Origin of the sequence: Parachryseolinea silvisoli, from assembly GCF_021190955.1 — a bacterium.
Classification (GTDB): Bacteria; Bacteroidota; Bacteroidia; order Cytophagales; family Cyclobacteriaceae; genus Ohtaekwangia; species Ohtaekwangia silvisoli.
Genome location: NZ_JAIOAO010000006.1, coordinates 284,292 through 308,306, shown reverse-complemented (window position 1 = coordinate 308,306; position 24,015 = coordinate 284,292). Strand labels below are relative to the sequence as shown.

The following is a 24,015-nucleotide window of genomic DNA, read 5'->3' as shown; positions in this document are numbered from 1 at the left end:
ACCCGCTTCTCCTATCATCAAAAGGCTGTTTTCCCAGGGACAGCCTTTTTTATTTTTTCAGGCTTCCCTGAACTTATTATTATGTGCAATGTTGTTGCATGTAGTTAATCTTAAAAAATCTATGGTATCCACCTCTACCTCTACTTTTGACGTCATTATCGTTGGCGGCAGCTACGCTGGGTTGTCAGCCGGCATGGCCCTTGGGCGCTCGTTGCGCCGCGTACTCATTATTGACGGCGGCAAGCCCTGTAACGCACAGACACCGCACTCCCACAACTTTTTGACACAAGACGGCAGCACACCCAAAGAAATCGCTACGCTGGCCAAAAGCCAGGTGCTGCGTTATCCCACCGTCACCTTCCAGGAAGATGAAGCCACCCAGGTAACAACCGTCGGCACGCTATTCCAGGTGGAAACAACCAGCGGCCAGACGTTTGAAGGCCGGAAGGTGCTGCTGGCTACGGGCATCCGCGACAGGCTGCCGGCTATTCCCGGGCTACAAGAGTCCTGGGGTATTTCAGTGCTGCATTGCCCGTATTGCCACGGCTACGAGGTTGCAGGGCACCGACTGGGAGTATTGGCTAACGGCGACACCGCCTACGATCTGGCCAAGCTGATCGGGCACTGGAGCAAAACGTTGACCTTGTTTACCAACGGCGCTTCAACCCTTTCCGCCGCGCAGCAAGCCGAGATCAAGAAGTGGGGTATACCGGTCGTAGAACAAGAAGTTACGGCGTTGGAAGGCAAGGATGGTTATATCCGCGAGGTGGTGTTAGACGATGGATCGCGTATAGCGTTGGATGCCATCTTTACCCGGGCACCCTTTGAGCAGCCTGCGATTGTACAACAGCTGGGCCTTGATTTTACCGAGATGAATTTTATTCGCATCGACGAGTTTGGGAAGACCAACATCGAAGGCCTGTTTGCGGCAGGTGATAACAGTTCGCCGATGCGTAGTGTCAGCAACGTTGTCGCCATGGGCACCAAGGCAGCGGCCTTTATAAACCGGGTATTGATCGACGAAGACCTGAAGACGTTATAAAGATTCGATCAGGGCGACCATTTTCTCACGACCTTTTTCATCCGGCAGGGTGCCGTGCCCCGCGAGCATGTTGTCTACGACATGTTTGGGACTGGATGTACCCGGTATAGCACATGTTACTGCCGGATGAGAGAGTATATATTTCAGGAAGAACTGTGCCCAGCTTTGAATGTCGTAGTCGGCTGCCCAGGCAGGTAGGGCTTTGCCTTTCGTTAGTGAAAACAGCGAGCCCTTTTCAAAGGGTTCATTGATAATAACAGCAACACCTTTTTCTTGCGCGGCCTGCAGCAGGCTGCGCTCAGCATTGCGTACGCGGAGGGAATAGTTGAACTGTACGAAGTCGACGGCTTCCGTCTTGAGAATCTGCTCCAGTTGTGCGTGAGCGGAGGTAGTATAATGTGTGATGCCGGTATAGCGAACTTTGCCTTCGGCTTTCCGGCGCTGCAGCGTGCGGAGGTGCGTCTTCCAGTCGGTGAGGTTGTGTACCTGGACCAGGTCCATCGTTTTGCGCTGCATCTTTCGCAAGGAGTCGTCCATTTGGTGAATGCCGGCAGCTTCCCCCGTGGTCCAAACCTTTGTAGCATAAAAGAGCTTCTCGCGAATAGGGCTGGCAGCCGTAAGATCGCCGATCACTTCTTCGGCGCGGCCATACATGGGGGAGGTATCGATCAGCTTACCACCTTGTTGGGCCATCAGGTTTAATACCTCGGTGAGGGGCTGGCGCCCGGCATTGTCGTTGCCTACGTCAAACTGTATCCAGGTGCCTAGGCCTACGAGGGGAAGTTGCTCCCCCGACGACGGTATCGGGCGGGTGTTCATGCCTTTTTCCATGCCTTTCTGCGTGTACGACGACAGCAACAGACTGGCACTGGCCAGCCCCAACAGGGCTTCGCGGCGTGTGATTCGTTCTGTCATGCTCGTTGATCTTGTGTGCCAACAAGGTACGATTATGCGCTAACAACCCCATCCATTATGACCAGGCGGATGATCTGGTCTGGGGCCGCGGCGGTAAGATTACTTGATACCGAATTCCTTCTTGCGCTTGGCGACGATCTCGCCCATTTTAGAGGTGTCCTTGGCAATGAAGCCAAACGCCGGATCGATGTTATCGGAAGGGAAAAAATAGATGCAGCTTTTTTTGCCCCGGATCTTGAGCTTGTAAATATTCAGGTAGGGTACAATGCGCAGGGACTTGACCTCAGGCCACTCCAGCCGGATGTTGCGGTGACCTTCCAGGACCACGATCTTGTTTTTGCCGACCGCTACTCGCCGAATCTTGTCGCTGACGATGGAGAAAATAAAGAGGGAAATAAGTCCCAGCGTGAAAAAGATCAAGGCAATGAAAAAGCTTTTGGCATTAAAGTCGCGGCCAATGATAACGATACCTCCTACGATCCACTGGATAAGTGCGAAGGCCAGGAAAAAGTATTTGGCGAAATAAAATTTAACGGGGTTAGCTTCTACCATTTTCTTAAATCAAGTCAGGGGTTATGTGTAAACCTAATTTACGATATGTCTGCCAATTTTGTTCCAGTTACCGTGATTTTCTTATCACTCGATTACCACAGGGAAATCTTGTCCCCGGCTGAAGGTATACGGATACTGCGGTTTGCCCTTCAGCTGGCGTGTCATCTCGGGCACCTGGTCGTCAATGTATGACTTCAGTTCATAAATTGTAACCTTGCCGTCGTGCGGGGCGCCGTCTGCTGCGCCCTGCAGGGCCTTGATCAACACATATGTAAAGAGGCCGTGGCCCAACTCGGTAAACTCGGTGGCGAACTGCTCGCTGCCCGCCGAGGCCATGACGTGAATGCCCGCACTGCGCGACAATTGGGCAATGGCCTTCTCTTCGCCCGCACCCCGTGTGGCCAGCAACTCGACGGAGCCACCCGACTGGCAGGCGTCCATGATGATAAGCTGCTTCAGCGCCTTGATGTGCTTCAGCTTGTCTTGTAAAACACCGGCCTCAATGGCTTCTTTCTGCAGCGCGGCCTGGTCGTACAGCCGCAGACCTTCCGTGGGGATAAAGTAAAATTTGTTCTCCACCATGCTACCGTGGCCGGCGTAGTACAAAATAAAGACGTCCTCCTGCCGGATCTTGCTGCTGAGCTCATCCAGTTTACGCAGGATGTGTTCGCGCGTGGCCTCGCCGTCGTACAGGGTTACCAGCTCGATGTCCTTAAAGAGTTTCGTGCTTTTGTCGTTGACAATCACCTTGCTGAACGACTCGGCGTCGGGACGAGCATAGTTCAGGCTGAGCTTGCTGTTTTTGTATTGGTTGATGCCGACCGACAGTACATAACAGGTGCTGTTCTTCGAAACGTGGTCGGAGACGATCTCCGCCGTGTGTGGATCAGACTCTACATGGTCACGGTTGCTGGCGACGGCGGTAAAGCTGTTAGGGCCGCTCACCAGGTCAACGACTTCTTTATACGTGGACGTCTGTCCTTTGCCTGAAGGAAGCTTCAGTGCCCCACGATCCAGTGAAATGCTTTTGCCATTGTGCATGACTCGTAAGTTCTCTACTCCGGCGCCATTGTCAGTAATGCGAATGTATAGTTCTGCCTTGCCCTCGGTGGCATGCGGCAATACTGCCACCTTTACCGTCGGAGGAGGTGCGCTGTTGAGCTTACCCTGGATGCCACCCTTGCGATCGTCACGACCGCCGCGGTTTTGGAATATTTTGGGAAGCAGATCGGGTCGGTAAAACTCGTGGAAGAACTGGTCGACCGCGTAAGTCTTCAGACCGCTGACGAAGTGTATATTCTTGCGTGCGTCGTCGGTGCCATTAAAATATCCCTCGGGGTTCTTGACCATCCAGTCGCGCTCGCCCAGGTGTATGTGCTCGAAGAACTCTTTGCCGGTGGCGAGGTCCCAGAACTTGGTCACGCCGTCCAGACTATGGCTGATCAGCATTTTTCCGTCAGGGCTCAACAGCAGTGAGGTTACTTCGGCATTGTGCCCCTGGAAGGTGCGGATAATTTTACCGGTCGCAGGCTCCCACACGCGGATGGTGCGGTCGGCACCGGCGGTATAAATCTCTTTTTCGTTGGTGCTAAAGATCGCCGTGTGCACTGCGCCGCGGTGGTCTTTCAGCTTGCGGGTCATCAGGCCGGTGCCTACATCCCACAGGCGCACCGAGCCGTCCCAGCTGGCACTGAGCAGCGTTTTGCGGTCAGCGCTGATTTGGATCGAGCCTACAATATCTGTATGACCAACAAAATTGCGCACTTCTTTCTTCGTGTCGATCTCCCACATCTGAATGGCGTTGTCCAGGCGGGCCGTAATGACGTAGAGGTCGTCGGGGTAAAGCAGGTTATATACCGAGTAGCTCTGAAAATCGAAGTAGGTTTGCATTGTGCCGGTGGCCAGGTCGTGGATTTTCATGGTAGCGTCCCAGCTGCAAGAGATCACACCGGTCTCGGCGGCGTTGAAATGTATATCGAAGATCGGCTCACGGTACGATTGAATTACCTTGAGCGAGTCACCGGTGTTCAGGTCCCACAATACAATCTTGCCGTCGCCTCCGCCCGTCAGCAGTTTGCTGCCGTCCTTAGAAAGATCGTAGCTCAGCACTCCTTTCTTGTGGCTGACATACTCCATCACGGTCTTGCCACTGGCAATGTCCCAGCGTTTTACTTTGGTGCCAAACTTACCTTTGATCAGTGTCTTGCCGTCGGGCGTAATGCGAAGGCTGTTTTTGAGGCGTACATATTTAGCAATGGACGACTGCCAGTAAAAGTTAGGGTCGTAGTCCAGGCCGCCTTTGTCGCGTTGGCTGAGGAAACCGGTAAAGACGCTGGTCTTCTTTTGTGATGTCGGGTTCCAGGCAAACGCTGTGTTGTTGTCGGAGGTGACGAGCAACTCGTTGCCACTGTTGGTGAACGTCACCCGGTGGAATTGACCTTTTTCTTCGGCTACCAGTTTGGCAAGTACTTTGCCCGAAGCTTCGTCCCATACGGTAACATCTTCTTCTGTCGCCAACGCCAATTTCTTACCGTCCGGGCTAAGCGCCGAGCCGGTTACGTCCTCTTCGTTCTTGTCGTAGGTGCGCACCAGGGCCAGGGTGGCGAGGTTAAATTTCTTAGCGATGCCGTTGTGGGGCAGGGTATACAGGAACTTGCTGTCGGGACTGAACTCCGCACGGGTGCCACAGCCACCGCAGCTGCCTTCGTCTTCGGCGGTAAAGTCTTTGACAAGTTTCCACTGCTGTACGTCGTATAGGCTGGTGCGGCGGTCATCCTGGCCGAGAGCCATCCAGCGGCCATCGGGGCTGATGGCGATGTCAGTGCCCGTGCCCAGGCCCTTGTCGGGATCGACGGGCAGGCGCACCAGCACGCGGCGGGTTTTAAAGTCGTAGATTACGGCAGAATCGTAGCCCGTATCGTTAGTGCCCGTGTGTACAAAAAAACGCATCTGTGGATCGATGGCGACGTCGCCGACGAAGTCAATGGTGGTAATAACGGCTATTTCCCGTCCGGTCTTCACTTCCCACAAGCGGATGGTTTTGTCGTAGCTACCGCTGAGGAGGTACTGGCCGTTAGGCGTAAAGGCCAGGCTGGTGACAGTGGCTTCGTGGCCCAGGAAGCTGCGCACTTCGCGGCCGGTGCTGATCTCCCATAGCTTGGCAGCCTTGTCTTTGCTGCCGGTAGCAATGTAATTGCTGTCAGGGCTGACGGCGACGGTCATGACCGCCAGCTCGTGGCCCTTTTGAATAATGGTTTCAATGGATTGTGCGAAAGAGCTGCTGGTGAGCAGCACAAAGAGGAAGGTCAGTCTCATGCCGGCGGCAAATTAGATGCCAGGCAAAAGTAGTAAGTTTTACGCTTTAACGGGTGGCGTTTCGGCGGGCGCCTCGGCTTCGTGCTCGTGTACCTCCTCCCAGTTGCCAGATTCGTTGTTGTGCAGGTAGTCCAGGATCTTTTGCTCGATCTGTTTCAGTTTCAGGGCGCGCAGATATTTACCGTTCCGGGCCAGCACCAGGCGACCCGTTTCTTCCGATATCGCCAGCACGAGCGTGTCCGTGCTTTCGGACATACCCACGGCCGCACGGTGGCGCAGCCCAAAGTTAGGGGGAAGGTGGTCGTTTTCACTGACAGGCAATACGCAGCGTGCCGCCCGGATGCGGCCTTTATATATAATCACAGCGCCGTCGTGCAGGGGAGAATTTTTATTGAATATCGACAGGAGCAGGCGCTTGTTTACTTCGGCATCCAGGGCATCGCCGGTCTGTGCGTAGAACTTCAGCTCGGTGTCGCGCGAGAAAACCATGAGCGCTCCGGTCTTTGAAGCCTTGAGGGTCTTAACCGCTTCGATCACCTGGCTTATATCAAAGTCATCATGGTATTCGTGGCGCCAATTGGAAATGGTCTTGAAGATATTTTCGCGAAACTCCGTACCGCGGCCGATAACGAGCAGGAACTTCCGGATCTCAGGTTGGAAGAGAATGATCATGGCCAACACACCTACGCCCATAAACTGTCCCAGGATCATCGTCAGCAGTTCCATCTGGGCGGCACGCACGATGAGGTATACCAGGTACAGGGCGAGAATACCCAGGAAGATATTCACGGCAATACTGCCGCGAATGAGCTTATACACCTGGTACAATAAGACACTGACCAGGCCAATATCGATGACATCGACCCAGCTAACTTCCAGGAATCCGATTTTGAACAGGAAGATCATGTCTTACAAATGTAACCGATCAGGCATAGAAGCCCAATTTAAACAACGGACTTCTGTGCGGAAGAACGTGTGGTAAGCATGACCAGCTTGACGGCCTCCACGGCCTCGCGTACATCGTGTACCCGCAGTATGCCGGCGCCTTTCACCAGGGCAATGGTATTCAACACAGTAGTGCCGTTCAGCGCATCTTCCGGTCGCTGCTCCAGCGTGCGCCAGATCATTGACTTGCGCGACAGCCCCGCCAGCATGGGACAGCCCAACACGCGAAAGTGCTCGAAGTGTTGCAGCAGCTCGAAATTCTGCGCGGGTGTTTTAGCAAAACCAAAGCCCGGATCGATGATGACATCTTTCACCCCACGTTGCCGCAGAGCGTGTAGCGCCGGGTGTAGAAAGTCCAGAACTTCCTTCAACAGGTCGGTATAGTTCGTTTGCGTCGCCATGGTTTGGGGCGTGCCGCGCATGTGCATCAGTACATAGGGTATTTGCAGACGGGCTACGGTGTCGAACATGGCCGGGTCCAGCGTGCCGCCCGATACGTCGTTTATGAGGTGGGCGCCGGCTGCTACGGCTTCGGCTGCAACCTCGCTGCGAAAGGTATCGACAGAAATCAAAGCACCCGGAAAGGCCGTAAGAATGGCCCGTATAGCGGGCACGACACGTTCTACCTCTTCGGCTACGGTAATGTCAGCTGCTCCCGGCCGTGTGGAGTAGCCGCCGATGTCCAGGAAAGTTGCGCCTGCTTCCAGCATAACGCCCGCCTGTGCCTGTACCTGGTCCAGCGACGAGTAGCGGCTGCCTTCGAAGAAGCTGTCCGGCGTAACGTTCAGGATGCCCATGACGCGGGGCGTCTGCAGGTCGATAAGCCGTCCGCCGCAATGCAGGGTACGGTTTGTGGAAAAAAAATCATTTTCGAACACGGATTTCATGGGCAGGCGCTGGAATTCTCATTCAAATTAAGAAGTTTGCGGGCTAAAGTTTATTCCCTTGGTTGAAAAAACATCTCAGGAGTATAAGGCGGTAATCGCCCAGTGCCGCGCGCTGTTTGAGAAAAAAACACGCGATTATGGAACCGCCTGGCGCATTCTGCGACTGCCTTCCATCACCGACCAGATTTTTATCAAGGCCCAGCGTATTCGCAGCATACAGGATAAGGGCATGCAGCTGGTGGACGACCCCATCCGCGATGAGTTCATCGGCATCATCAACTACAGCATCATCGCGCTGATCCAACTGCAGCTCGACGAGCACTCCAGCCTCGACCTGCCGTTTGAAGAACTGGCGCCGCTGTACGACAACGCCGCCAATGAGACCTTCACGCTGCTTCAGCAAAAGAACCACGACTATGGCGAGGCCTGGCGCGCCATGCGCGTCTCCTCCATCACCGACATCATTCTCATGAAGTTGCTGCGGGTAAAACAAATCGAAGACAATCAGGGCAAGACACTGGTGAGCGAAGGTGTAAAAGCCAACTACCAGGATATGATTAACTACGCGGTATTTGCCATGATCATGAGTGGCGAAGCCAGGTAAAGACCGCCTATGCGGAAAAGTTGTTATTTAATAGTTAAAGTAAGCTGTGCTATGGCTTTTGAGAGGCGGAAGTGGGAAGTTTGGTGACTGTAGCCGCCCCGTGCACAGCCGCGATGTGAACCGAGTACAATATCAAGAACGATGATCAAGATAATCGACCAATTCTCACGCTTCTTTGTAGGAGCCTTATTCATCTTCTCCGGACTGATCAAGTTGAACGACCCGATCGGCACCGAGATAAAAATGGAAGAATACTTTGAAGTCTTTGCCAACGACTTTGGCTCTTTCTTTCTGGTGTTTAAAGATTGGGCGTTGGAAATTGGTCTGATCCTGATCGTACTGGAAGTCGTGCTCGGCATTGCCGTGCTGCTGTTCTACCGCATGAACCTCACCACCAAGGTGCTGCTGGGATTGATCATCTTCTTTACATTCCTCACATTCTACTCCGCATATTTCGATAAGGTGACTGATTGTGGCTGCTTTGGCGACGCGATTAAGCTTACACCCTGGGAGTCGTTTACGAAAGACGTTATACTGGTCGTGTTTATTCTGCACCTGTTCTGGTATCGCAAGCGTTATACACCTGCGCTGCCCGACCGGGTGGGCCATATCATTATAGCATCTTCAACGATCATCAGTTTCGCACTGGGTATTTACGCGTTGTTGCACCTGCCCTTTATCGACTTCCGCGCGTATAAGATCGGTAACAATATACCGCAGCAAATGCAGCCCGAAGAGCAACCACGCTTCGAGTATGTATTTAAAAAGAAAGACAGTGGCGAAGAGGTCGCTTCAGAAAAATACCTCGGCGATACTACCGTGTATCAGTATATCAGTGTACGCCAGACAAATGAAGATAAAACCAAAGCGAAGATCACAGACTACTCAGTCTTTACCGATCAGGGTGAAGATATTACGCAAAATACTTTCGAAGGCAACAAGCTCTTGCTAATCTTCTACGACGTCTCGAAGGCCTCGGCCAAAAACATCGACAAAGTTCGCACGCTCGTAAAAACACTGGAGGGTAGCAAGGTGGAGGTGATGGCGCTGACAGCTTCCAGCGCCGGCGAATTTGAAGCCTTCCGTCATGAACACCAACTGCCGGTAGCGTATTACTTTGTCGATGCCACCGTGCTAAAGACCATCATTCGCTCCAACCCCGGCATTACACTGTGGAAAGAAGGCACGGTAAAAGGCATGTGGCATCACAACGACACGCCGGACGCTGCAACGGTATTGAACACCCTGGGCGAGTGAGCGACTACCTCAAGATATTCCTGGTCGGCATGCCAGGCTCCGGCAAAAGCACACTGGGGCGACCCCTGGCAGAGGCGTTGTTATTGCCATTTGTAGACCAGGACAAAGAAATTGAACGTCGCGCCGGGAAGACGGTGCAAGCCATTTTTGCCGAAGACGGCGAAGCATACTTTCGCCTGTTGGAATCAGAAGTGTTAAAGCACTGGGCCTCGACCGACATGAACTTCGTGATGGCTACCGGTGGCGGGGCTCCCTGCTTCCACGACGGCATGGCCGTCATCAACGTAGCCGGTATAAGCGTGTTCCTGGATGTGCCGGTAGAAGAGCTACTCAGCAGAACGGCTACCGACAAAGGCCGGCCGCTGCTACAAGCCGAAGATCTGGCGGAAAAGAAAGTAAAGTTGACAGCACTATACGATCGCCGGCAGACCTGCTATGCACAGGCGCAGATCGCTTTGAAAGAACCCACCTTGCCGGCATTGCAGCAAGCCATCGACACCAGGCTTAGAAAGTAAAGCCCAGCGTGAGGAGGTAGTTCATATTTTTTACGTCTTGTATGGCACGCGGTTCTGGGATTCCGTCCACGGAATACGGCACGCGTATATTCTCCGTTTTGCTGGAAACAACAGCCAGATCGGTATAGAACTTTTTCACCCGCACGCCAACGCCTCCGGAGATAGATTGGATCTTGCGATCGGCGCCATTGCTGACGCGATAGGGATCGGCCATCAGGTTATAGCCGAGCCGGGCACGAAAGATGTTATAGCGATATTCTGCTCCCACGCGGTAATTCACCACCGAAGTATAACTAGACTTGATGCTCTTGTTGTCGGAGTCGTACCAGTCGGAATTACCAGTATTGTCTTTGTACTTGGAGCTGCCATAGTTCACAAACTCTACATCGGCGCTGATAAAGCCAAACTTGGCAATGAATGTCGCACCGGCGCTTACCTTCATAGGTGTACGAAGCGTGTATTCAGACAGTGTAGGTGAATCGAATTGCGAAACAATGTTCCTCAGGTCGTCACTGGTATTCGTCGGGGTATCATAGTAGTCAAAGTCATTCCAATCGGCTTCCTGTCTGGCCGTATAGTTGTCGGTCAGGCTGTACCAGGTGGGCGTTGCCAGCGAAACACCTAACTGTACAAAGCTTACTGGCTTGTAAATAGCGCCAATGGTAAAGTTCGCGCCACTTCCCTCAATGTCGATGTTCTCGCTCGTGGAATGGTAATTAAGTGGATTATAATCGACGGCATCCTCGCCGCGGCTATACCGGAAGTTCGATTCCCGGAAATTCAGCTCCAGGGAGTAGCGCAGTGTAGTCAGACCGAGGCTGGCACCGAGATAAAACTTATCAGAGAAATTGGCGCCATACGCAAAGGACCATTGATATTGGCGTCCGCTGCGGCGGAAGGACTCTACCTGATCGATCGTACGTACTTCGTCTGGTTGGTTCGGTATAGGAATGTCCGTGTCAAGGACCGAACCATACCGGTTGAGAAAATTACCATTGTCGTCATAGACGGCGTCGACCAGGAAGTTATTATACGCAAGGCCTGATAACGTGTAGTATCCGTCGTTGCCCGCCTCAAGGTAGGAGGGATCGTCGGGGGCCTGGAAGAAAGCATCATCCACAAAAAAGTCGATGATCGATGACTCGCTGTTCGTGCCGCTGTAGCGATACGAGTTATTCAGATCATTAATGCGGGTGAAGGTAATAGCAAAGTTGCCGCCGAGAAACCCCGTCTCGCGATCGTTGCCGTAGTGCAGTACCAGGCTGAGCGAAGGAATGTTAAATTTTGTATTCTGATTGCTGGAAGTAGACCCATAGTAGCGAGTACTGATATCTTCACCCGCTACGCCCAGCCCCAGGGTAAACTCTGATTTATTATAAAATCCCAACCCGGCTGGGTTTGACGCTGCAGAGCTGAAGTCACCCCCCAGAGATGTCTGTGTACCACCCAGTGCCTGGATGCGCGCGCTACCGGCCGGCTTCGTACGGCTAAAGAGCAGTGCGTTACTGGTGAAGCTTTGCGCCAGCACGGGAAGTGTTGGGGAAATCATGAACAATAGAATAACCACCGTGAGGCTCACCCTCACTACCTTCATCACCTTCATAGTGTACTGTACGAGAAATTAAGAATTAGTTGCCTCTGCCACCGCGCGAGCGGCCCCCGCCGGAGTTACCACCCGAGTAGCCACCGCTGCTGCGTCCACCACCGCCGCTGTTGCTGTTACCGAACGAAGAGTTTGAGCGGTCGTTGTTGCTGCTTCTCGACGGTGTATAGGAGCGGTCGCTGTTACTGTTGCCATTGTTCCAGTTCGAATTGCTGTTGGATGTACGGCCGTTAGAGCTGTTACCCGAGTTTGAATTCGAATTGCTATTGCTGGCGTTTGAAGGCTCCTGGGTTACGCGCCTCCATGTGCGGTTGTAGTACTCGCTGCCTTGTTGACGCGATCTGCCGTTGGTGGTGTTCGCCGGTGTAACAGCGTTGTTATTCAGGTTAGACGTGCGTCCGGCGGTAGCCTGCCGTTGCGAGCGGTTGTTGCTGCCAAAAGCATCCGACACCTGTGTGCGGGTACTTGGACTGGGGCGCGTAGTGTTGACAACATCATTGCCACGGCTGCCACGTTTGGCGTAACGAGGGCCGTAAGTGCCTTCACCATTGTTAATAATGATTACACTGCCGGGGTAGCCATACCAGCCCGGATAACCGGAATTGTAGCCATAACCAAATCCCCAGGAAGAAGCGTAACCGCAATACGGACGGTTCCAGTAGTTGTAATTACCACCCCACCCGTAGCCATAGTTACCATAGTTATTATAGGAGTTACCCCAATAGTAGCTGAAAGAAGCTGACCAGCCGTTGTTGTTCCAATATGGGTTGTACCAGGGGCTGTAGTAGGGATCGGCATATCCATAATACGGGCTATTCCACGAATTGATATTTGAGTTGTAGTAGTTGGGTGTATACCATGAACTGCCGTACCACGAATTAAAGTTGTTGTTCCAGTTGTTCATGTTGCTGGAAGTGGAATACTGATAGTTGTTCACGAAATAATCCTGGTCGTCCGACTGCGAGAGCTTTGCGGTGGAACGAGCTTCATATTCCGGATTGACGTTGCGGGCCGAGTAGCTGTCGGTAGGGTTGAGCGCCTCTACACTTTCGACACTTTCCCCTTCTTCCTCCACAGCCGGCTCTTCACGCATTTTTTTCGCCTTCTTCACGCTGGCTTCATAGGCAATTTGGTCCTGTCGCTCTTTAGATTGAAGCTTAACGCGATCCGTGGCGTTGAAATACATGTCATCGTCCTCCTGGGCGAAGGCGCCGATGTTTATGATGAAAGCTGCCAGTAACAGCAACAATGCCTTGGTTTTCATAGCGTGGTGTGTTTTATATCTTGGTAGTGGCTCTACACAACCTAACGAGTGTAATGCCGTAAAAGTGTCGATAAAGCTACAAAATTTAGCCAGTATTTGACCCGCTTAATTTACATTTGCCTTTTCGACATCGATTACATATAACAATAATTATACCAGTATGGCCAAAGAATTACCCACCCGCAAAGAAGATTATTCTTTGTGGTACAACGAATTAGTGAAGAAGGCAGATCTTGCCGAACATTCAGACGTGCGGGGGTGTATGGTCATCAAGCCCTATGGGTACTCCATCTGGGAAAAAATGCAGCAGGCACTGGACAAAATGTTTAAGGATACAGGCCACAGCAACGCCTATTTCCCGCTTTTTGTGCCGAAAAGCCTGTTTGAAGCAGAGGAGAAGAACGCCGAAGGTTTTGCGAAGGAGTGTGCCATTGTAACGCACTACCGCTTGAAAACCGACCCACAAAATAAAGGCAAGCTGATTGTCGACCCTGAAGCCAAGCTCGACGAAGAGCTGGTGGTACGGCCTACCAGCGAGGCCATCATCTGGAGCACCTACAAAAAATGGATTCAGTCGTACCGCGACCTGCCCATCCTCGTAAACCAATGGGCCAACGTGGTGCGCTGGGAAATGCGTACGCGCCTTTTTTTACGGACGGCAGAATTCTTATGGCAAGAAGGCCACACGGCGCACTCCACAGCCGACGAAGCCGTAAAGGAAACCGTGCAAATGCTCGACGTCTATGCCGACTTTGCTGAAAACTTCATGGCATTGCCGGTTGTAAAAGGAAGAAAGTCCGAAGGCGAGCGTTTCCCGGGCGCGGTCGACACCTATTGTATCGAAGCTATGATGCAAGATGGCAAAGCACTGCAGGCAGGGACGTCGCACTTCCTCGGACAAAACTTTGCCAAGGCGTTTGATGTACAGTTCACAAACAAGGAAGGCAAGCTCGGCTACGTGTGGGGCACTTCCTGGGGCGTGAGCACACGCCTGATGGGTGCCCTGATCATGGCGCACTCAGACGACGACGGCCTCGTGCTGCCGCCGAAGCTGGCCCCCATCCACGTGGTAATCGTGCCGATCTTCCGCACCGACGAGGAATTGGCCAAGATCTCTGAAAAAGCACAGGAAATCGCTGCTGCCCTGCGCAAGCAAGGATTTGCGGTGAAATTCGATAACCGTGATACCCACAAGCCGGGCTTTAAGTTTGCCGAGTGGGAGCTGAAAGGCGTACCCGTGCGCCTGGCCATTGGGCCCCGCGACATGGAGGCCGGCACCGTAGAAGTGGCGCGCCGCGACACCAAAGAGAAGCAGGTCATGAGACTGGACGAAGTGGTAGAAAAAATCCCTGCCCTGCTGGACGACATTCAGACAACGATCTATGCCCGCGCCAGGACATTCCGCAGCGAGGTTACCACAGAGGTTAACTCGTATGAAGAGTTCAAGCAGGTGCTGAACGAAAAAGGCGGCTTCCTTGCTGCGCACTGGGACGGAACACCCGAAACAGAAGCAGCCATTAAAGAGGAAACAAAAGCCACCATCCGTTGCATTCCGCTGGATGCGAAGGAAGAAGCAGGCGCATGTATCTACTCCGGCAAGCCTTCGACCCGGCGGGTACTGTTTGCCCGGGCGTACTAACCTCACAACTAAACTCGTTCAGCCATGATCATGTGGATAATCATCTTTTCTTTGCTTCTCATCGGCCTGGCGCTGATCGTGATTGAATTGGTATTCATTCCCGGCACCACGGTAGTGGGTTTGCTGGGGCTCATCTTTGCCGGTGCCGGCGTGGTGATTGGCTACCAGCATTTTGGTAGCGATACCGGTTTCTACATATTAATGGGTACCTTGTTGGCTACGTTGGGCTCACTCTTCTACAGCTTCCGGTCGGGGGCGTGGTCGCGGTTCTCCAATAAATCCTCCAGCGATGGGAAAGTGAACGAAGGTATTACCGGTGGCCTGAGCATAGGCGACGAAGGTGTTACCCTGTCGACGCTCCGCCCCATTGGCAAAGCCGAGTTTCACAACAAAACATTCGAAGTGAAAACGCTGGGGCAGTACGTGGAAACTGGCCAGCATGTCCGCATCATACAAATTCGTCTTAACGACATTGTCGTAGAACCTTTTAACTAACCATAGCAAATCATCATGGATCCTGTTTACTATCTTGTTCTTGTGTTGGGTGGGATTATTCTGTTCCTGCTCTTTTTATACTTTGTACCCATCAACCTGTGGATCACCGCCATCTTCTCCAACGTGAAGGTGGGTCTGCTCGAACTGGTGTTTATGCGCATCCGGAAGGTGCCACCACGCATTGTCGTAGATTCGTTGATTACGGCTACTAAAGCCGGCTTGCAGATCTCCTCGAACGAATTGGAGACACACTATTTGGCCGGTGGCAATGTGCCAAATGTTATTCGCGCCCTGATCTCGGCCGATAAAGCCAATATCAGCCTGAGCTTCAAACAGGCTACTGCCATCGACCTCGCGGGTCGTGACGTGTTCCAGGCCGTACAGATCTCCGTTAACCCCAAGGTGATTACAACGCCCAAGGTAGCGGCCGTAGCGGCCGATGGCATTCAGCTGATCGCCGTAGCCCGCGTGACTGTACGTGCCAGCATCGCCCAGCTGGTAGGGGGTGCCGGTGAAGACACTATCCTGGCCCGCGTGGGCGAAGGTATTGTATCGTCTATCGGTTCAGCCAAATCACATAAAGAAGTACTGGAAAGTCCGGATAAAATTTCCAAGCTTGTGCTCTCGCGCGGTCTGGATGCCGGTACTGCCTTTGAAATATTGTCGATTGATATTGCCGACGTAGATGTAGGTGCCAACATTGGTGCCAAGCTGCAAATCGATCAGGCTACTGCCGACTTGAAAGTGGCCGAAGCGAAAGCCGAAGAGCGTCGTGCTATGGCCGTAGCGTTGGATCAGGAAATGAAAGCCAAGGCAACGGACGCCCGTGCGAAAGTAATCGAGGCGGAGGCCGAAATTCCGAGAGCCATTGCCGCTGCGTTTATGAATGGTAACCTGGGTGTAATGGACTACTATAAAATGCAGAATGTACAAGCGGACACCGACATGCGGCAGGCAATCTCCGGATCGGGCGCTAAAGGACAAGGACAGTCGTCTACGCCGAAACAATAACAGCGAGGCAGCGTACTAATTATATAACGAGTGTTGTCTTGATGGGCAGCACTCGTTTTTTTTTCCGGCATTACGTTAATTGGCCGAATTAGGCTGTGCCAGCGGCAAGTGGATGGTAAATGTAGTGCCTATCCCATAATCACTAATCAACGTAATCGTCCCCTTCAATTTGTGAATAGCCTTATTCACAAGATAAAGCCCCAGGCCGTTGCCTTTAGAAGCCTGCGAGGCCCGAAAGTACAGATCGAATAAACGCGCCTGGTATTTTTCTTCCACACCCATGCCGTTATCGGCGACGTGAATCTCGACATGATCGCCTATTTGCATAATGTTTACATCGATAAAAGGAGTGACGCCGGGTTGTGTCTTCCGGAAGAGCACGGCGTTTTCAATCAGGTTGCGGAAGATGATGCGCAGCAGGCCTACGTTAGACAAGATGGTGATGTCCGCGTGTACCGAGAGGTGATTGGTGATGCCAAACCGACGGAAGTCGTTTTGGAAATATTGCACCGCTTCTTCCACCAGGGGGTTGAGATGGATGGGCTCCAGCGGCAGATCGGGTTTGTTGAGCTCATACATCATTTGCATTTTAAACAGCATGCTGTCCATGTTCCGCGCCGTCTCTACCACTTTGTCAAAGAGCATATTTGCCTGCGGGTCGTTCACAATGTGGCGGGCGACCTGGTCCAGACCCAATAGCGTAGTGATGGGGCGGCGTATATCGTGCGACGACCGGTATAGAAACGTGTCCAGCTCCTGGTTGGAGAGCGCCAGCTGGCGCGTGCGTTCGACTACCTTCATTTCCAGTTGTGTGTTCAGCGTCTGGATATATTGGTTGTTTTCTTGTAACATGGCACTTTGCGCTTCCAGCTCGGAGTTTTTGATCTCGATCTCGTCGCGCTGCTGGCGTATAAGCCGGGAGATGTTTCGCTGCCGGCGGAAGTTATTAACGAGCAGGATCACCAACACCACCAGAAGGATCAGGCCCATGAGGGTCACGATAAAAAGAATATTCTGACTGCGGATGCGCTCTTCCTGGATTTCGTTATTTTTCGTAAGCAGTGCAATTTCGGTTTGCTTGCGGTCGAGGTCGAACGCAACATTCACCTTCGCCAGGTTCAAGGCCTCCTGCTCATGGGAAAGTGAGTCGCGGAGCTTTACATGTTTTAAGAGTCCATCATAGGCCGGGCCATAAGCGCCCTCCACAGACTTGAGGCGCGACCATGCCAGCCAGTACGACGCCATATTCTTTCGGGACTCAACGACGTCATGCTGGCGGCTAAACATAAGATGGGCGGAGTCGAGATAAGCGTTTGCCAGGGGGTAGTTGCCCTGTGTCAGATAAATGTCACTCATCGTCAGGGCAGCCATGCCGGCGCTGCTCCACATGCTGAACTTCTGGCTCACCCTGTAGTCGGCCAGCACGCCCGCCTTCGCTTCCTCCGTGCGACCCATATCGCGCAGCACCACCGCTTTGTTACCATTGATGAGGCCGATCCAAAACTCATCGTTGATCTTCCGCGCCAGGGCCTCTGCCTGGTCGTAATAGCGCAACGCGGCAGCATACTGTCTCATCTGTCGGTGCGCCAGCGCAATGGTGTTACACGTGCTCATCTTCTGAAAGTAGTCCGCGCGGCTACTTTCGGTTTCACCCACGCGGTCGTGATATTGAAGCAAGCGGTATCCTTCGTCAATGCATTGCTGGTAGTTGCGCGCCGAATAGCTGATCATGCAGCTCTCGTAGTGGCACAAGGTCACATAATTGTAGAGTTGTAACGATTCAAAGATCTTGGAAGCGTCAAGAATGTGTTGAAGACCTTCCGATAGTAAGCCTTGCTGGGACAAAAACTGTCCCAGGTGAAAATAGGCCAGTCCCAGACCCATTTCCTCCCCTTGATTCTCTTTGGCCGTGGCCAGTGCCCGTTGAAAGTGGCGCAGGGCTTCTTCCTTAAAGCCAAATTTCCCATAAACAAAGGCCATGTTTCGGTTGGCCAGCACACGGCTGAGAGGGGAGCCCTTCTCGGTTTGTTTCAAACCCTGTCGCGCAAAGTGAATGGCCTGCTCCTGATCCAGTGCCAGGTAGCGCTCTTGTAAAGCATCAAAGACCGCCACCATCTCGCGGGGCGAGCTCATCTGTGCGCGATTGTAAAGGCTGTCAAGATCGGTAGTATCCTGTGCGCGGGTGCTACCTGGTAACAAGAGCAGGATGGCTACCAGGAGGAAAAAAAAGCACGGATTTTTCTGGCTCATGCAGTTAAGATGACACTAAAAATAGTAAAATTCGCAGCGATTTACAGCAGCCAATGAAGGTAGAAAAGCAGCAGCCCATCGGCGTATTCGACAGCGGCATCGGCGGATTGACCGTAGCCCACGCCATTAAGAAATTATTGCCGAACGAAAGCATGATCTATTTTGGCGACACCGCGCACTTGCCGTACGGCGAAAAATCGGAAGCTGCCATTCAAGCGTACTCCATTCGCATTGCCGACGTGCTCGTAAAAAAAGGCTGCAAGGTGATCGTGATTGCCTGTAACTCTGCCTCTTCCGCCGCCTATGCGCTCCTGAAAGAATACGTACGCAAGGACATTCACATCATCAACGTCATAGACCCCATGGTCTCGTTGGTGTTGGATAAATTCCCCGGGGCACAGGTCGGATTGATCGGCACCAAACGCACAGTACAGTCGGGTGTCTATCATCGTAAGATTGAAGAGGCGAACAAAGGCACAACGGTACACTCCCTGGCCGCACCGTTGTTAGTGCCCATGATCGAGGAGGGATTCTTTAACAACCAGATCAGCCATGAAATCATCGCCCAATATCTGGCCGATCCGTCCCTGCAAAACATTGCCGCGCTCATCCTGGGCTGCACACACTACCCCCTTATAAAAAGAGAGATCAGCGATTACTATAAAGGACAGCTTCCCATTCTGGACTCGTCCGAGGTCGTGGCCCAGGCCCTGCAGCGCCACCTGCTGCAGGAGGGACTTCTCAACGACACGGGCGCCGATCCGTATTATCATTTCCTCGTATCGGACTACACCGAATCATTTGAGGCATCGGCCCGGCTGTTTTTCCATGAAACGGTCCACCTCGACCGTCATGCGTTGTGGGAATAGGGCATTGGGCCCGCGGCTGGTGTACTGTTTTTTCAGAAATGATAGAAAACCACCGTAATAAATTCAGCATCTTTGACGCCATTTTAACCCAATTTTCTGAGCACACTCCTGTTCATATTACCCTTCCTCCTGCTGTATACCATCATGGCCATATACGCAGAACGGAAGATCTCGGCGTTTATTCAGGATAGGTTGGGTCCTATGGAAGCCGGTCCCTACGGCCTGCTGCAAAGCGTTGCCGATTTGGTGAAGCTCATTCAGAAAGAAGACATTATACCCGCGGGCGCCGACAAATTCCTGTTCCGGGTGGCGCCCATTGTCATTTTTACAGCAGTATTTGTCGGTTTTTCCGTACTGCCGCTATCCCCCGCGTGGACGGGCGCGCCCATTTCTTCGGCCGTCTTTTTCCTGCTGGCCATCACGTCGCTGGATGTACTGGGAATCCTGGTAGCGGGCTGGAGCTCCAATAATAAATACAGTGTGTTGGGTACCATGCGCTCAGCCGCCCAGATCATCTCGTACGAAGTACCGCTCGGCCTGTCCGTATTAAGTGTCTGCATGGTGTGCGAAACGCTCGACCTGCAAGCCATCTCGTATCAACAAAGCGCACTCAACGCCGAGCACCAATATCTTTTTGGCATTCGTGCCTGGGGTATAGATGTGACGGCGATCGGCGGCTTCCTGGCATGGAACGTCGTCCGTATGCCCTTGCTCTTTTTGGCGTGGGTGATCTTTTTTATAGCCTCCCTGGCCGAAAGCAACCGCGCACCGTTCGACCTGCCCGAAGCGGAATCCGAGCTGGTAGCAGGCTTTCAAACCGAATACTCCGGCTTCCGCTGGGCCGTAATCATGCTGGGTGAATATGGAATGATGCTTTTAGTGAGTATATTAGGGTCGGTGTTATTTTTTGGAAGCTGGAGTACGCCCCTGCCTAATATCGCATCGATGCGGTTAGCGGAATGGACAAGCGGTACACCGGGCACTGTAGCTTCGACCCTCTGGGGAATTTTTTGGTTGCTGGGCAAAGCGTTGCTGTTCGTAGCGATTCAAATGTGGGTCCGCTGGACCTATCCTCGGCTCAGGGTCGATCAATTAATGAATTTATCGTGGAAATATTTAACACCAATAGCACTAGCATTGGTCATTCTATGCGGATTTTGGAAAGTACTATGTATATGAGCAGGATGCTGTCTTTACGCGTTATTTTAACGACTATGGTGCTGGCCACGTGCGGCCTGTCGCAAGCACAGACGCCCGCGGGCGTTGACAGCCTCGAAAACGTTGTCAAATCGTCTAACCTGCCGGACAGCGTGCGCCTCGACGCTCTCACGCGGTTGTCGGACCTGTACCAGTTCGTAGACTTCGCCCGCAGCGTGGAGTATAGCGAAGAAGCCATTGCCCTGGCGGCCAATACCGACTTGCCCCTGCACAAGATCAAAGCCTATCGCAACGCCGCCCTGCTGTATACTATCAGCGGCGACTATAGTTCCGCCCTGCGCTACGACAACCTGGCCCTCGAGCTTGACATGATCGTGAAAGACAGCGTCGGCATTGCAAAAGAATATAACGCCATCGGCAACGACTACTACGACCTCGGTGAGTACGACGATGCATACTTCTACTTCACGCAATCACACCGCATGGCCAGCGCCACCCGCGACACCTTGCGCATGCTCATCGCCCTGCACAATGTAGGCCGTGTATTCAAAGAGCTGGGTCAATTCGAGCAGGCCCTCGACCACCTGCAGCTTTCGAAAAAACTAAGCGAGACGCAGAATGACCAGGAAGGTATACCCTATGGCCTTTACGAAATTGGTGACGTGTTGCTGCGCAAGCATGAATACGACTCCGCGCTGGCCACCTTGCGCGAGGCGCTGGCATTGGTGCGTAAACTGCACGTAGACATTATCGAGCCCAAGGTGCTTTCCACCATGGCGACCGCCTACCTGCAGCAGAACGACTACAAAAATGCGCTGGCATTTTACGACTCGGCCTATGCCTTGCACCAGAAGACCACCAACCGCTACGGCATGGCAGAAGCCAACCTGGGTCGGGGGATTGTACTGACGAAAGAAGGAAACTTCGAGAAAGCCCTGGAGAAATTCGAAGCCAGCCTCTCCGTAGCACGCACCCTCAATGCCCGCGTACTGGAGATAAAAGCCTTCAACCAGCTCTCGGTACTGTGGGAACAGGAAGGCGACTTTAAAAAAGCATTGTATTACTACAAACAATACAAGCAATTAGAAGATACCCTCTTCAGCCAGGAGACACAAGGCAAGCTACTGCGCGACCAGATCCGTTTCGAAACGGAATCGCGCGATACGCAGATTGCTGCCCTCAGCCAGCTGCAAGTCCTGCAGCACGGTGAGCTGAAGAAACAGGAGTTTGTACGCAACATCCTGGTCGTGGTCATGGCCCTGAGCGCCATCCTGCTCGTGACAGTATACCGCAGCGGACAACGCCGCCGCAAGATCAACACCTTGCTGCTGCAACACCAGGATGATATGGAAAAACGCAGCGAAGAGTTGGAGCGCCTCAACCAGGTAAAAGACAAATTCTTCTCCATCATCTCGCACGACTTGCGGTCGCCCATCAATGCGTTGGCAGGTCTGCTCGACCTCATCGACAAGGGAGCCATCGAGCCGGCGGAAATGCACAAACATACGCAGGAGCTCAAAGTACGGTTTAACCACACCCGCACGCTGCTAAACAACCTGCTCGACTGGACATTGCTGCAAATGGATAAACTGAGCCTGCAGGCAGCCCGCATCAACCTGCGCAAGATTGTAGACGAAAACATTCAGCTGCTCATCTCCGTGCAGAACAAACAGATCGATATGATCAACCACGTGCCGACAGACGCCATTGGCTATGCAGACTCCAACACCATCAACCTGGTGATCCGGAACCTGATGATGAACGCCATTAAGTTCACCAACGATGGGGGCAAAGTGATTATCGACGCCAAGTCGCAGCCATCGGAATGGTTGTTCTCCGTGAAAGACAACGGCGTAGGCATGAAGCCGGAAGTACTCAATATGCTCTTTGACAAGACCGCCCCGTATACCACCCGCGGCACCGCCAACGAAAAGGGCACCGGCCTGGGCCTGATCCTGTGTAAGGAATTTATCGAGAAGAACGGAGGACGCATCTGGGTTGAAAGCGAAGAAGGGCAGGGCAGTACGTTTTTCTTTACGGTGCCCAAGGCGGACTAACGAACGCTATTCCGATAGCAAAGGGGCTACCCGGTAACGGGTAGTACCCCTAAATTCATCTTTTAAATTCCTTTTTAACATCTTTTAACCTTCTATTTTTGTTCCACAGAAATGGAAGGAACCCCGCTTACATATTTCGGTGCGATTGGCAGTACGGTACGTTCTCTGTGGACCGGACTCAAGATTACGTTCAACCATTTGCTGAAAGCGCGCCATAGCCGCCGGCCGGTAATCATCAGCGACAAAAACTACTTCAACGACACCGAGGGCATCAACACCATTGCGTACCCACACGCCATGCAGCCCGTGCCGGACAATGGTCGCTATCGCCTGCACAACGAGATCGACGACTGCATTGTCTGCGACAAGTGTGCCAAGGTGTGCCCCGTCGATTGCATCACCATCGAGCCGATCAAAGCCATCGAAGAGATCGGCAAGACCTCCGATGGTACCCCCAAACGCATTTACGCCGCCAAGTTCGACATCGACATGGGCAAGTGCTGCTTCTGCGGACTCTGCACCACCGTGTGCCCGACAGAATGCCTGACCATGACCAAAGTCTACGACTTTAGCGTGTTGGATATACGCGACCACAACTTTGTCTTTGGCGAAATGACCGATGCAGAGATTACCGAGAAAAAGCAAGTCTACGAAGTATACCAGCAAAATAAGGTAACACAACCCAAGACACCCCCTATTACCCCTGCAATGCCGGATACATCGGCCGTGGCGACACCGCCTGCTGCCGGCGCGAAGCCTGTTTTCAAACCGAAGATTAAACCGGCGGGGCCTCCGTCTGCAAGCTGATGGAACCGGCGACAATCATGTTCTACTTCTTTGAAGGAGCCGCAGCCCTGTCGGCTGCCTCGCTGATCTTTATCCGTCAGGTCTTTTACGGCGCCCTATTGCTTATCGTCTGCCTGTTGTCACTGGCCGCAATTTATATACTGGCCTTCGCCGAGTTTGTCGCCGTCACACAGATCCTGGTATATGCCGGTGGTATCGTTGTGGTGATTCTCTTTGGTGTCATGCTGACCGCGAAGATTGGCGAAAAGCCGCTGGTAGTACAACATGGCAATCTGTTCGGTGGAATCCTGGCAGCGGCGTCGTTGTTGGCCGTGCTGCTGTATGGATTGGCAGGGCATGACTTTACACCCGCCACGGCGGCGACAACCATGGCAACGCAAAACGCGGTACAAGAAACGGGCTTTGTCATGATGCGCGACTTCGTGTTGCCCTTTGAGCTTGCCGGTATGTTATTGTTGATGGCATTGGTGGGCGCAGCGGTGATTGCTGCCCGTACAAAAAATAATCGAGCTTCATGATGTTCCCGTTACAACACTTCCTGATACTAAGCGCCATTCTCTTTTCGGTAGGGCTGCTGCTCGTGGTGATCAAACGTCACGCTATCATGATGCTGATTGGCATCGAGCTCATGCTGAATGCTGCGAATCTCAATCTTGTTGCGTTTAACCAATTATACCCCAACCACCGCGACGGCCAGATGTTTGCGTTGTTTGTGATTATCGTAGCAGTATGCGAAACCGCTGTGGGGCTGGCCATTATCTTGCGTACCTATCATTTTTACCAGACATCCGTGCCGGATGCGGTGGCTGAACTCGCCGATAAACCCTGAC

The 24,015-nt window shown here is 52.8% G+C and carries 21 protein-coding genes; 13 read left to right on the top strand and 8 right to left on the bottom strand.

Annotated features, from left to right (window positions below):
• Positions 1–121: 121 nt before the first annotated feature.
• Entirely contained in the window at positions 122–1,042 is a 921-nt protein-coding gene (locus K7P01_RS28830) for an NAD(P)/FAD-dependent oxidoreductase (protein WP_267298055.1), read from the top strand.
• On the opposite strand, the gene K7P01_RS28825 is transcribed toward K7P01_RS28830, so the two are convergent.
• The 5 genes from K7P01_RS28825 to folP all read right to left on the bottom strand — a co-directional run bounded on the left by K7P01_RS28825 (position 1,037) and on the right by folP (position 7,656).
• On the bottom strand, positions 1,037–1,957 hold the full coding sequence (locus K7P01_RS28825; protein WP_267298054.1) for an aldo/keto reductase: 921 nt from the start codon (positions 1,955–1,957) through the stop codon (positions 1,037–1,039). The genes K7P01_RS28830 and K7P01_RS28825 overlap by 6 nt on opposite strands.
• Positions 1,958–2,056: 99 nt before the next feature.
• Positions 2,057–2,509: a hypothetical protein gene (locus tag K7P01_RS28820; protein WP_267298053.1), complete on the bottom strand. Its 453-nt coding sequence runs from the start codon at positions 2,507–2,509 to the stop codon at positions 2,057–2,059.
• Positions 2,510–2,593: 84 nt separating this feature from the next.
• Entirely contained in the window at positions 2,594–5,824 is a 3,231-nt protein-coding gene (locus K7P01_RS28815) for a caspase family protein (RefSeq protein ID WP_267298052.1), read from the bottom strand.
• 39 nt (positions 5,825–5,863) lie between these two features.
• Positions 5,864–6,730 carry a diadenylate cyclase CdaA gene (cdaA, locus tag K7P01_RS28810; RefSeq protein ID WP_267298051.1) on the bottom strand — a complete coding sequence of 289 codons (867 nt, stop codon included), beginning with the start codon at positions 6,728–6,730 and terminating at the stop codon, positions 5,864–5,866.
• 38 nt (positions 6,731–6,768) lie between these two features.
• Complete coding sequence (folP, locus tag K7P01_RS28805; protein WP_267298050.1) at positions 6,769–7,656, bottom strand: dihydropteroate synthase; 888 nt, start codon at positions 7,654–7,656, stop codon at positions 6,769–6,771.
• Positions 7,657–7,714: 58 nt separating this feature from the next.
• Here folP and K7P01_RS28800 point away from each other — a divergent pair, with 58 nt between their 5' ends.
• The 3 genes from K7P01_RS28800 (at position 7,715) to K7P01_RS28790 (ending at position 10,032) form a co-directional block, all read left to right on the top strand.
• Positions 7,715–8,260: a DUF1599 domain-containing protein gene (locus K7P01_RS28800; RefSeq protein WP_267298049.1), complete on the top strand. Its 546-nt coding sequence runs from the start codon at positions 7,715–7,717 to the stop codon at positions 8,258–8,260.
• A 141-nt stretch (positions 8,261–8,401) separates the two neighbouring features.
• On the top strand, positions 8,402–9,517 hold the full coding sequence (locus K7P01_RS28795) for a BT_3928 family protein (protein WP_267298048.1): 1,116 nt from the start codon (positions 8,402–8,404) through the stop codon (positions 9,515–9,517).
• The gene (locus K7P01_RS28790; RefSeq protein ID WP_267298047.1) at positions 9,514–10,032 is read left to right on the top strand and encodes a shikimate kinase; all 519 of its coding nucleotides are present in this window, start codon (positions 9,514–9,516) and stop codon (positions 10,030–10,032) included. Before K7P01_RS28795 ends, K7P01_RS28790 begins: the two co-directional genes overlap by 4 nt.
• On the opposite strand, the gene K7P01_RS28785 is transcribed toward K7P01_RS28790, so the two are convergent.
• Positions 10,022–11,635 carry an OmpP1/FadL family transporter gene (locus K7P01_RS28785; RefSeq protein ID WP_267298046.1) on the bottom strand — a complete coding sequence of 538 codons (1,614 nt, stop codon included), beginning with the start codon at positions 11,633–11,635 and terminating at the stop codon, positions 10,022–10,024. The two genes, K7P01_RS28790 and K7P01_RS28785, sit on opposite strands and share 11 nt — an antisense overlap.
• Before the next feature lie 25 nt (positions 11,636–11,660).
• Positions 11,661–12,899: a hypothetical protein gene (locus K7P01_RS28780; protein ID WP_267298045.1), complete on the bottom strand. Its 1,239-nt coding sequence runs from the start codon at positions 12,897–12,899 to the stop codon at positions 11,661–11,663.
• Positions 12,900–13,059: 160 nt separating this feature from the next.
• Here K7P01_RS28780 and proS point away from each other — a divergent pair, with 160 nt between their 5' ends.
• From proS to floA, 3 genes are read left to right on the top strand one after another with little or no spacing between them, the layout of a single operon-like run.
• Positions 13,060–14,538, top strand: a complete 1,479-nt coding sequence (proS, locus tag K7P01_RS28775; protein WP_267298044.1) for a proline--tRNA ligase — start codon at positions 13,060–13,062, stop codon at positions 14,536–14,538.
• A gap of 24 nt (positions 14,539–14,562) precedes the next feature.
• Positions 14,563–15,033, top strand: a complete 471-nt coding sequence (locus K7P01_RS28770; protein WP_267298043.1) for an NfeD family protein — start codon at positions 14,563–14,565, stop codon at positions 15,031–15,033.
• Positions 15,034–15,048: 15 nt separating this feature from the next.
• Positions 15,049–16,044 carry a flotillin-like protein FloA gene (floA, locus tag K7P01_RS28765; protein ID WP_267298042.1) on the top strand — a complete coding sequence of 332 codons (996 nt, stop codon included), beginning with the start codon at positions 15,049–15,051 and terminating at the stop codon, positions 16,042–16,044.
• A 75-nt stretch (positions 16,045–16,119) separates the two neighbouring features.
• On the opposite strand, the gene K7P01_RS28760 is transcribed toward floA, so the two are convergent.
• The gene (locus K7P01_RS28760; protein WP_267298041.1) at positions 16,120–18,294 is read right to left on the bottom strand and encodes a tetratricopeptide repeat-containing sensor histidine kinase; all 2,175 of its coding nucleotides are present in this window, start codon (positions 18,292–18,294) and stop codon (positions 16,120–16,122) included.
• A gap of 53 nt (positions 18,295–18,347) precedes the next feature.
• Between K7P01_RS28760 and murI the strand changes: the two genes are divergently transcribed.
• The 6 genes from murI to nuoK all read left to right on the top strand — a co-directional run bounded on the left by murI (position 18,348) and on the right by nuoK (position 24,014).
• A complete protein-coding gene (gene murI / locus K7P01_RS28755) occupies positions 18,348–19,163 on the top strand; it encodes a glutamate racemase (RefSeq protein WP_267298040.1) in 816 nt (271 codons plus the stop codon).
• Positions 19,164–19,259: 96 nt separating this feature from the next.
• A complete protein-coding gene (gene nuoH, locus K7P01_RS28750) occupies positions 19,260–20,342 on the top strand; it encodes an NADH-quinone oxidoreductase subunit NuoH (protein WP_267298130.1) in 1,083 nt (360 codons plus the stop codon).
• Positions 20,339–22,378, top strand: coding sequence for an ATP-binding protein (locus K7P01_RS28745; protein WP_267298039.1), 2,040 nt, complete (start codon positions 20,339–20,341; stop codon positions 22,376–22,378). Before nuoH ends, K7P01_RS28745 begins: the two co-directional genes overlap by 4 nt.
• A gap of 111 nt (positions 22,379–22,489) precedes the next feature.
• Positions 22,490–23,185 (top strand): 4Fe-4S binding protein, encoded by a 696-nt coding sequence (locus K7P01_RS28740; RefSeq protein WP_267298038.1) that lies wholly within the window; start codon positions 22,490–22,492, stop codon positions 23,183–23,185.
• A gap of 17 nt (positions 23,186–23,202) precedes the next feature.
• Positions 23,203–23,703 carry an NADH-quinone oxidoreductase subunit J family protein gene (locus K7P01_RS28735; protein WP_267298037.1) on the top strand — a complete coding sequence of 167 codons (501 nt, stop codon included), beginning with the start codon at positions 23,203–23,205 and terminating at the stop codon, positions 23,701–23,703.
• Positions 23,700–24,014 carry an NADH-quinone oxidoreductase subunit NuoK gene (nuoK, locus tag K7P01_RS28730; protein ID WP_317987638.1) on the top strand — a complete coding sequence of 105 codons (315 nt, stop codon included), beginning with the start codon at positions 23,700–23,702 and terminating at the stop codon, positions 24,012–24,014. Before K7P01_RS28735 ends, nuoK begins: the two co-directional genes overlap by 4 nt.
• The last annotated feature ends 1 nt before the right edge of the window (position 24,015 follow it).

What these genes read in the sequence shown, in the direction of transcription:
- nuoK (WP_317987638.1), top strand. Translation starts at nt 23,700, where the DNA reads ATGATGTTCCCGTTACAACACTTCCTGATACTAAGCGCCATTCTCTTT.
- K7P01_RS28780 (WP_267298045.1), bottom strand. Translation starts at nt 12,899, where the DNA reads ATGAAAACCAAGGCATTGTTGCTGTTACTGGCAGCTTTCATCATAAAC.
- K7P01_RS28735 (WP_267298037.1), top strand. Translation starts at nt 23,203, where the DNA reads ATGTTCTACTTCTTTGAAGGAGCCGCAGCCCTGTCGGCTGCCTCGCTG.
- K7P01_RS28740 (WP_267298038.1), top strand. Translation starts at nt 22,490, where the DNA reads ATGGAAGGAACCCCGCTTACATATTTCGGTGCGATTGGCAGTACGGTA.
- K7P01_RS28820 (WP_267298053.1), bottom strand. Translation starts at nt 2,509, where the DNA reads ATGGTAGAAGCTAACCCCGTTAAATTTTATTTCGCCAAATACTTTTTC.
- K7P01_RS28815 (WP_267298052.1), bottom strand. Translation starts at nt 5,824, where the DNA reads ATGAGACTGACCTTCCTCTTTGTGCTGCTCACCAGCAGCTCTTTCGCA.
- K7P01_RS28760 (WP_267298041.1), bottom strand. Translation starts at nt 18,294, where the DNA reads ATGAGCCAGAAAAATCCGTGCTTTTTTTTCCTCCTGGTAGCCATCCTG.
- K7P01_RS28795 (WP_267298048.1), top strand. Translation starts at nt 8,402, where the DNA reads ATGATCAAGATAATCGACCAATTCTCACGCTTCTTTGTAGGAGCCTTA.
- K7P01_RS28830 (WP_267298055.1), top strand. Translation starts at nt 122, where the DNA reads ATGGTATCCACCTCTACCTCTACTTTTGACGTCATTATCGTTGGCGGC.
- K7P01_RS28745 (WP_267298039.1), top strand. Translation starts at nt 20,339, where the DNA reads ATGAGCAGGATGCTGTCTTTACGCGTTATTTTAACGACTATGGTGCTG.
- cdaA (WP_267298051.1), bottom strand. Translation starts at nt 6,730, where the DNA reads ATGATCTTCCTGTTCAAAATCGGATTCCTGGAAGTTAGCTGGGTCGAT.
- K7P01_RS28825 (WP_267298054.1), bottom strand. Translation starts at nt 1,957, where the DNA reads ATGACAGAACGAATCACACGCCGCGAAGCCCTGTTGGGGCTGGCCAGT.
- floA (WP_267298042.1), top strand. Translation starts at nt 15,049, where the DNA reads ATGGATCCTGTTTACTATCTTGTTCTTGTGTTGGGTGGGATTATTCTG.
- murI (WP_267298040.1), top strand. Translation starts at nt 18,348, where the DNA reads ATGAAGGTAGAAAAGCAGCAGCCCATCGGCGTATTCGACAGCGGCATC.
- K7P01_RS28770 (WP_267298043.1), top strand. Translation starts at nt 14,563, where the DNA reads ATGATCATGTGGATAATCATCTTTTCTTTGCTTCTCATCGGCCTGGCG.
- folP (WP_267298050.1), bottom strand. Translation starts at nt 7,656, where the DNA reads ATGAAATCCGTGTTCGAAAATGATTTTTTTTCCACAAACCGTACCCTG.
- proS (WP_267298044.1), top strand. Translation starts at nt 13,060, where the DNA reads ATGGCCAAAGAATTACCCACCCGCAAAGAAGATTATTCTTTGTGGTAC.
- K7P01_RS28785 (WP_267298046.1), bottom strand. Translation starts at nt 11,635, where the DNA reads ATGAAGGTGATGAAGGTAGTGAGGGTGAGCCTCACGGTGGTTATTCTA.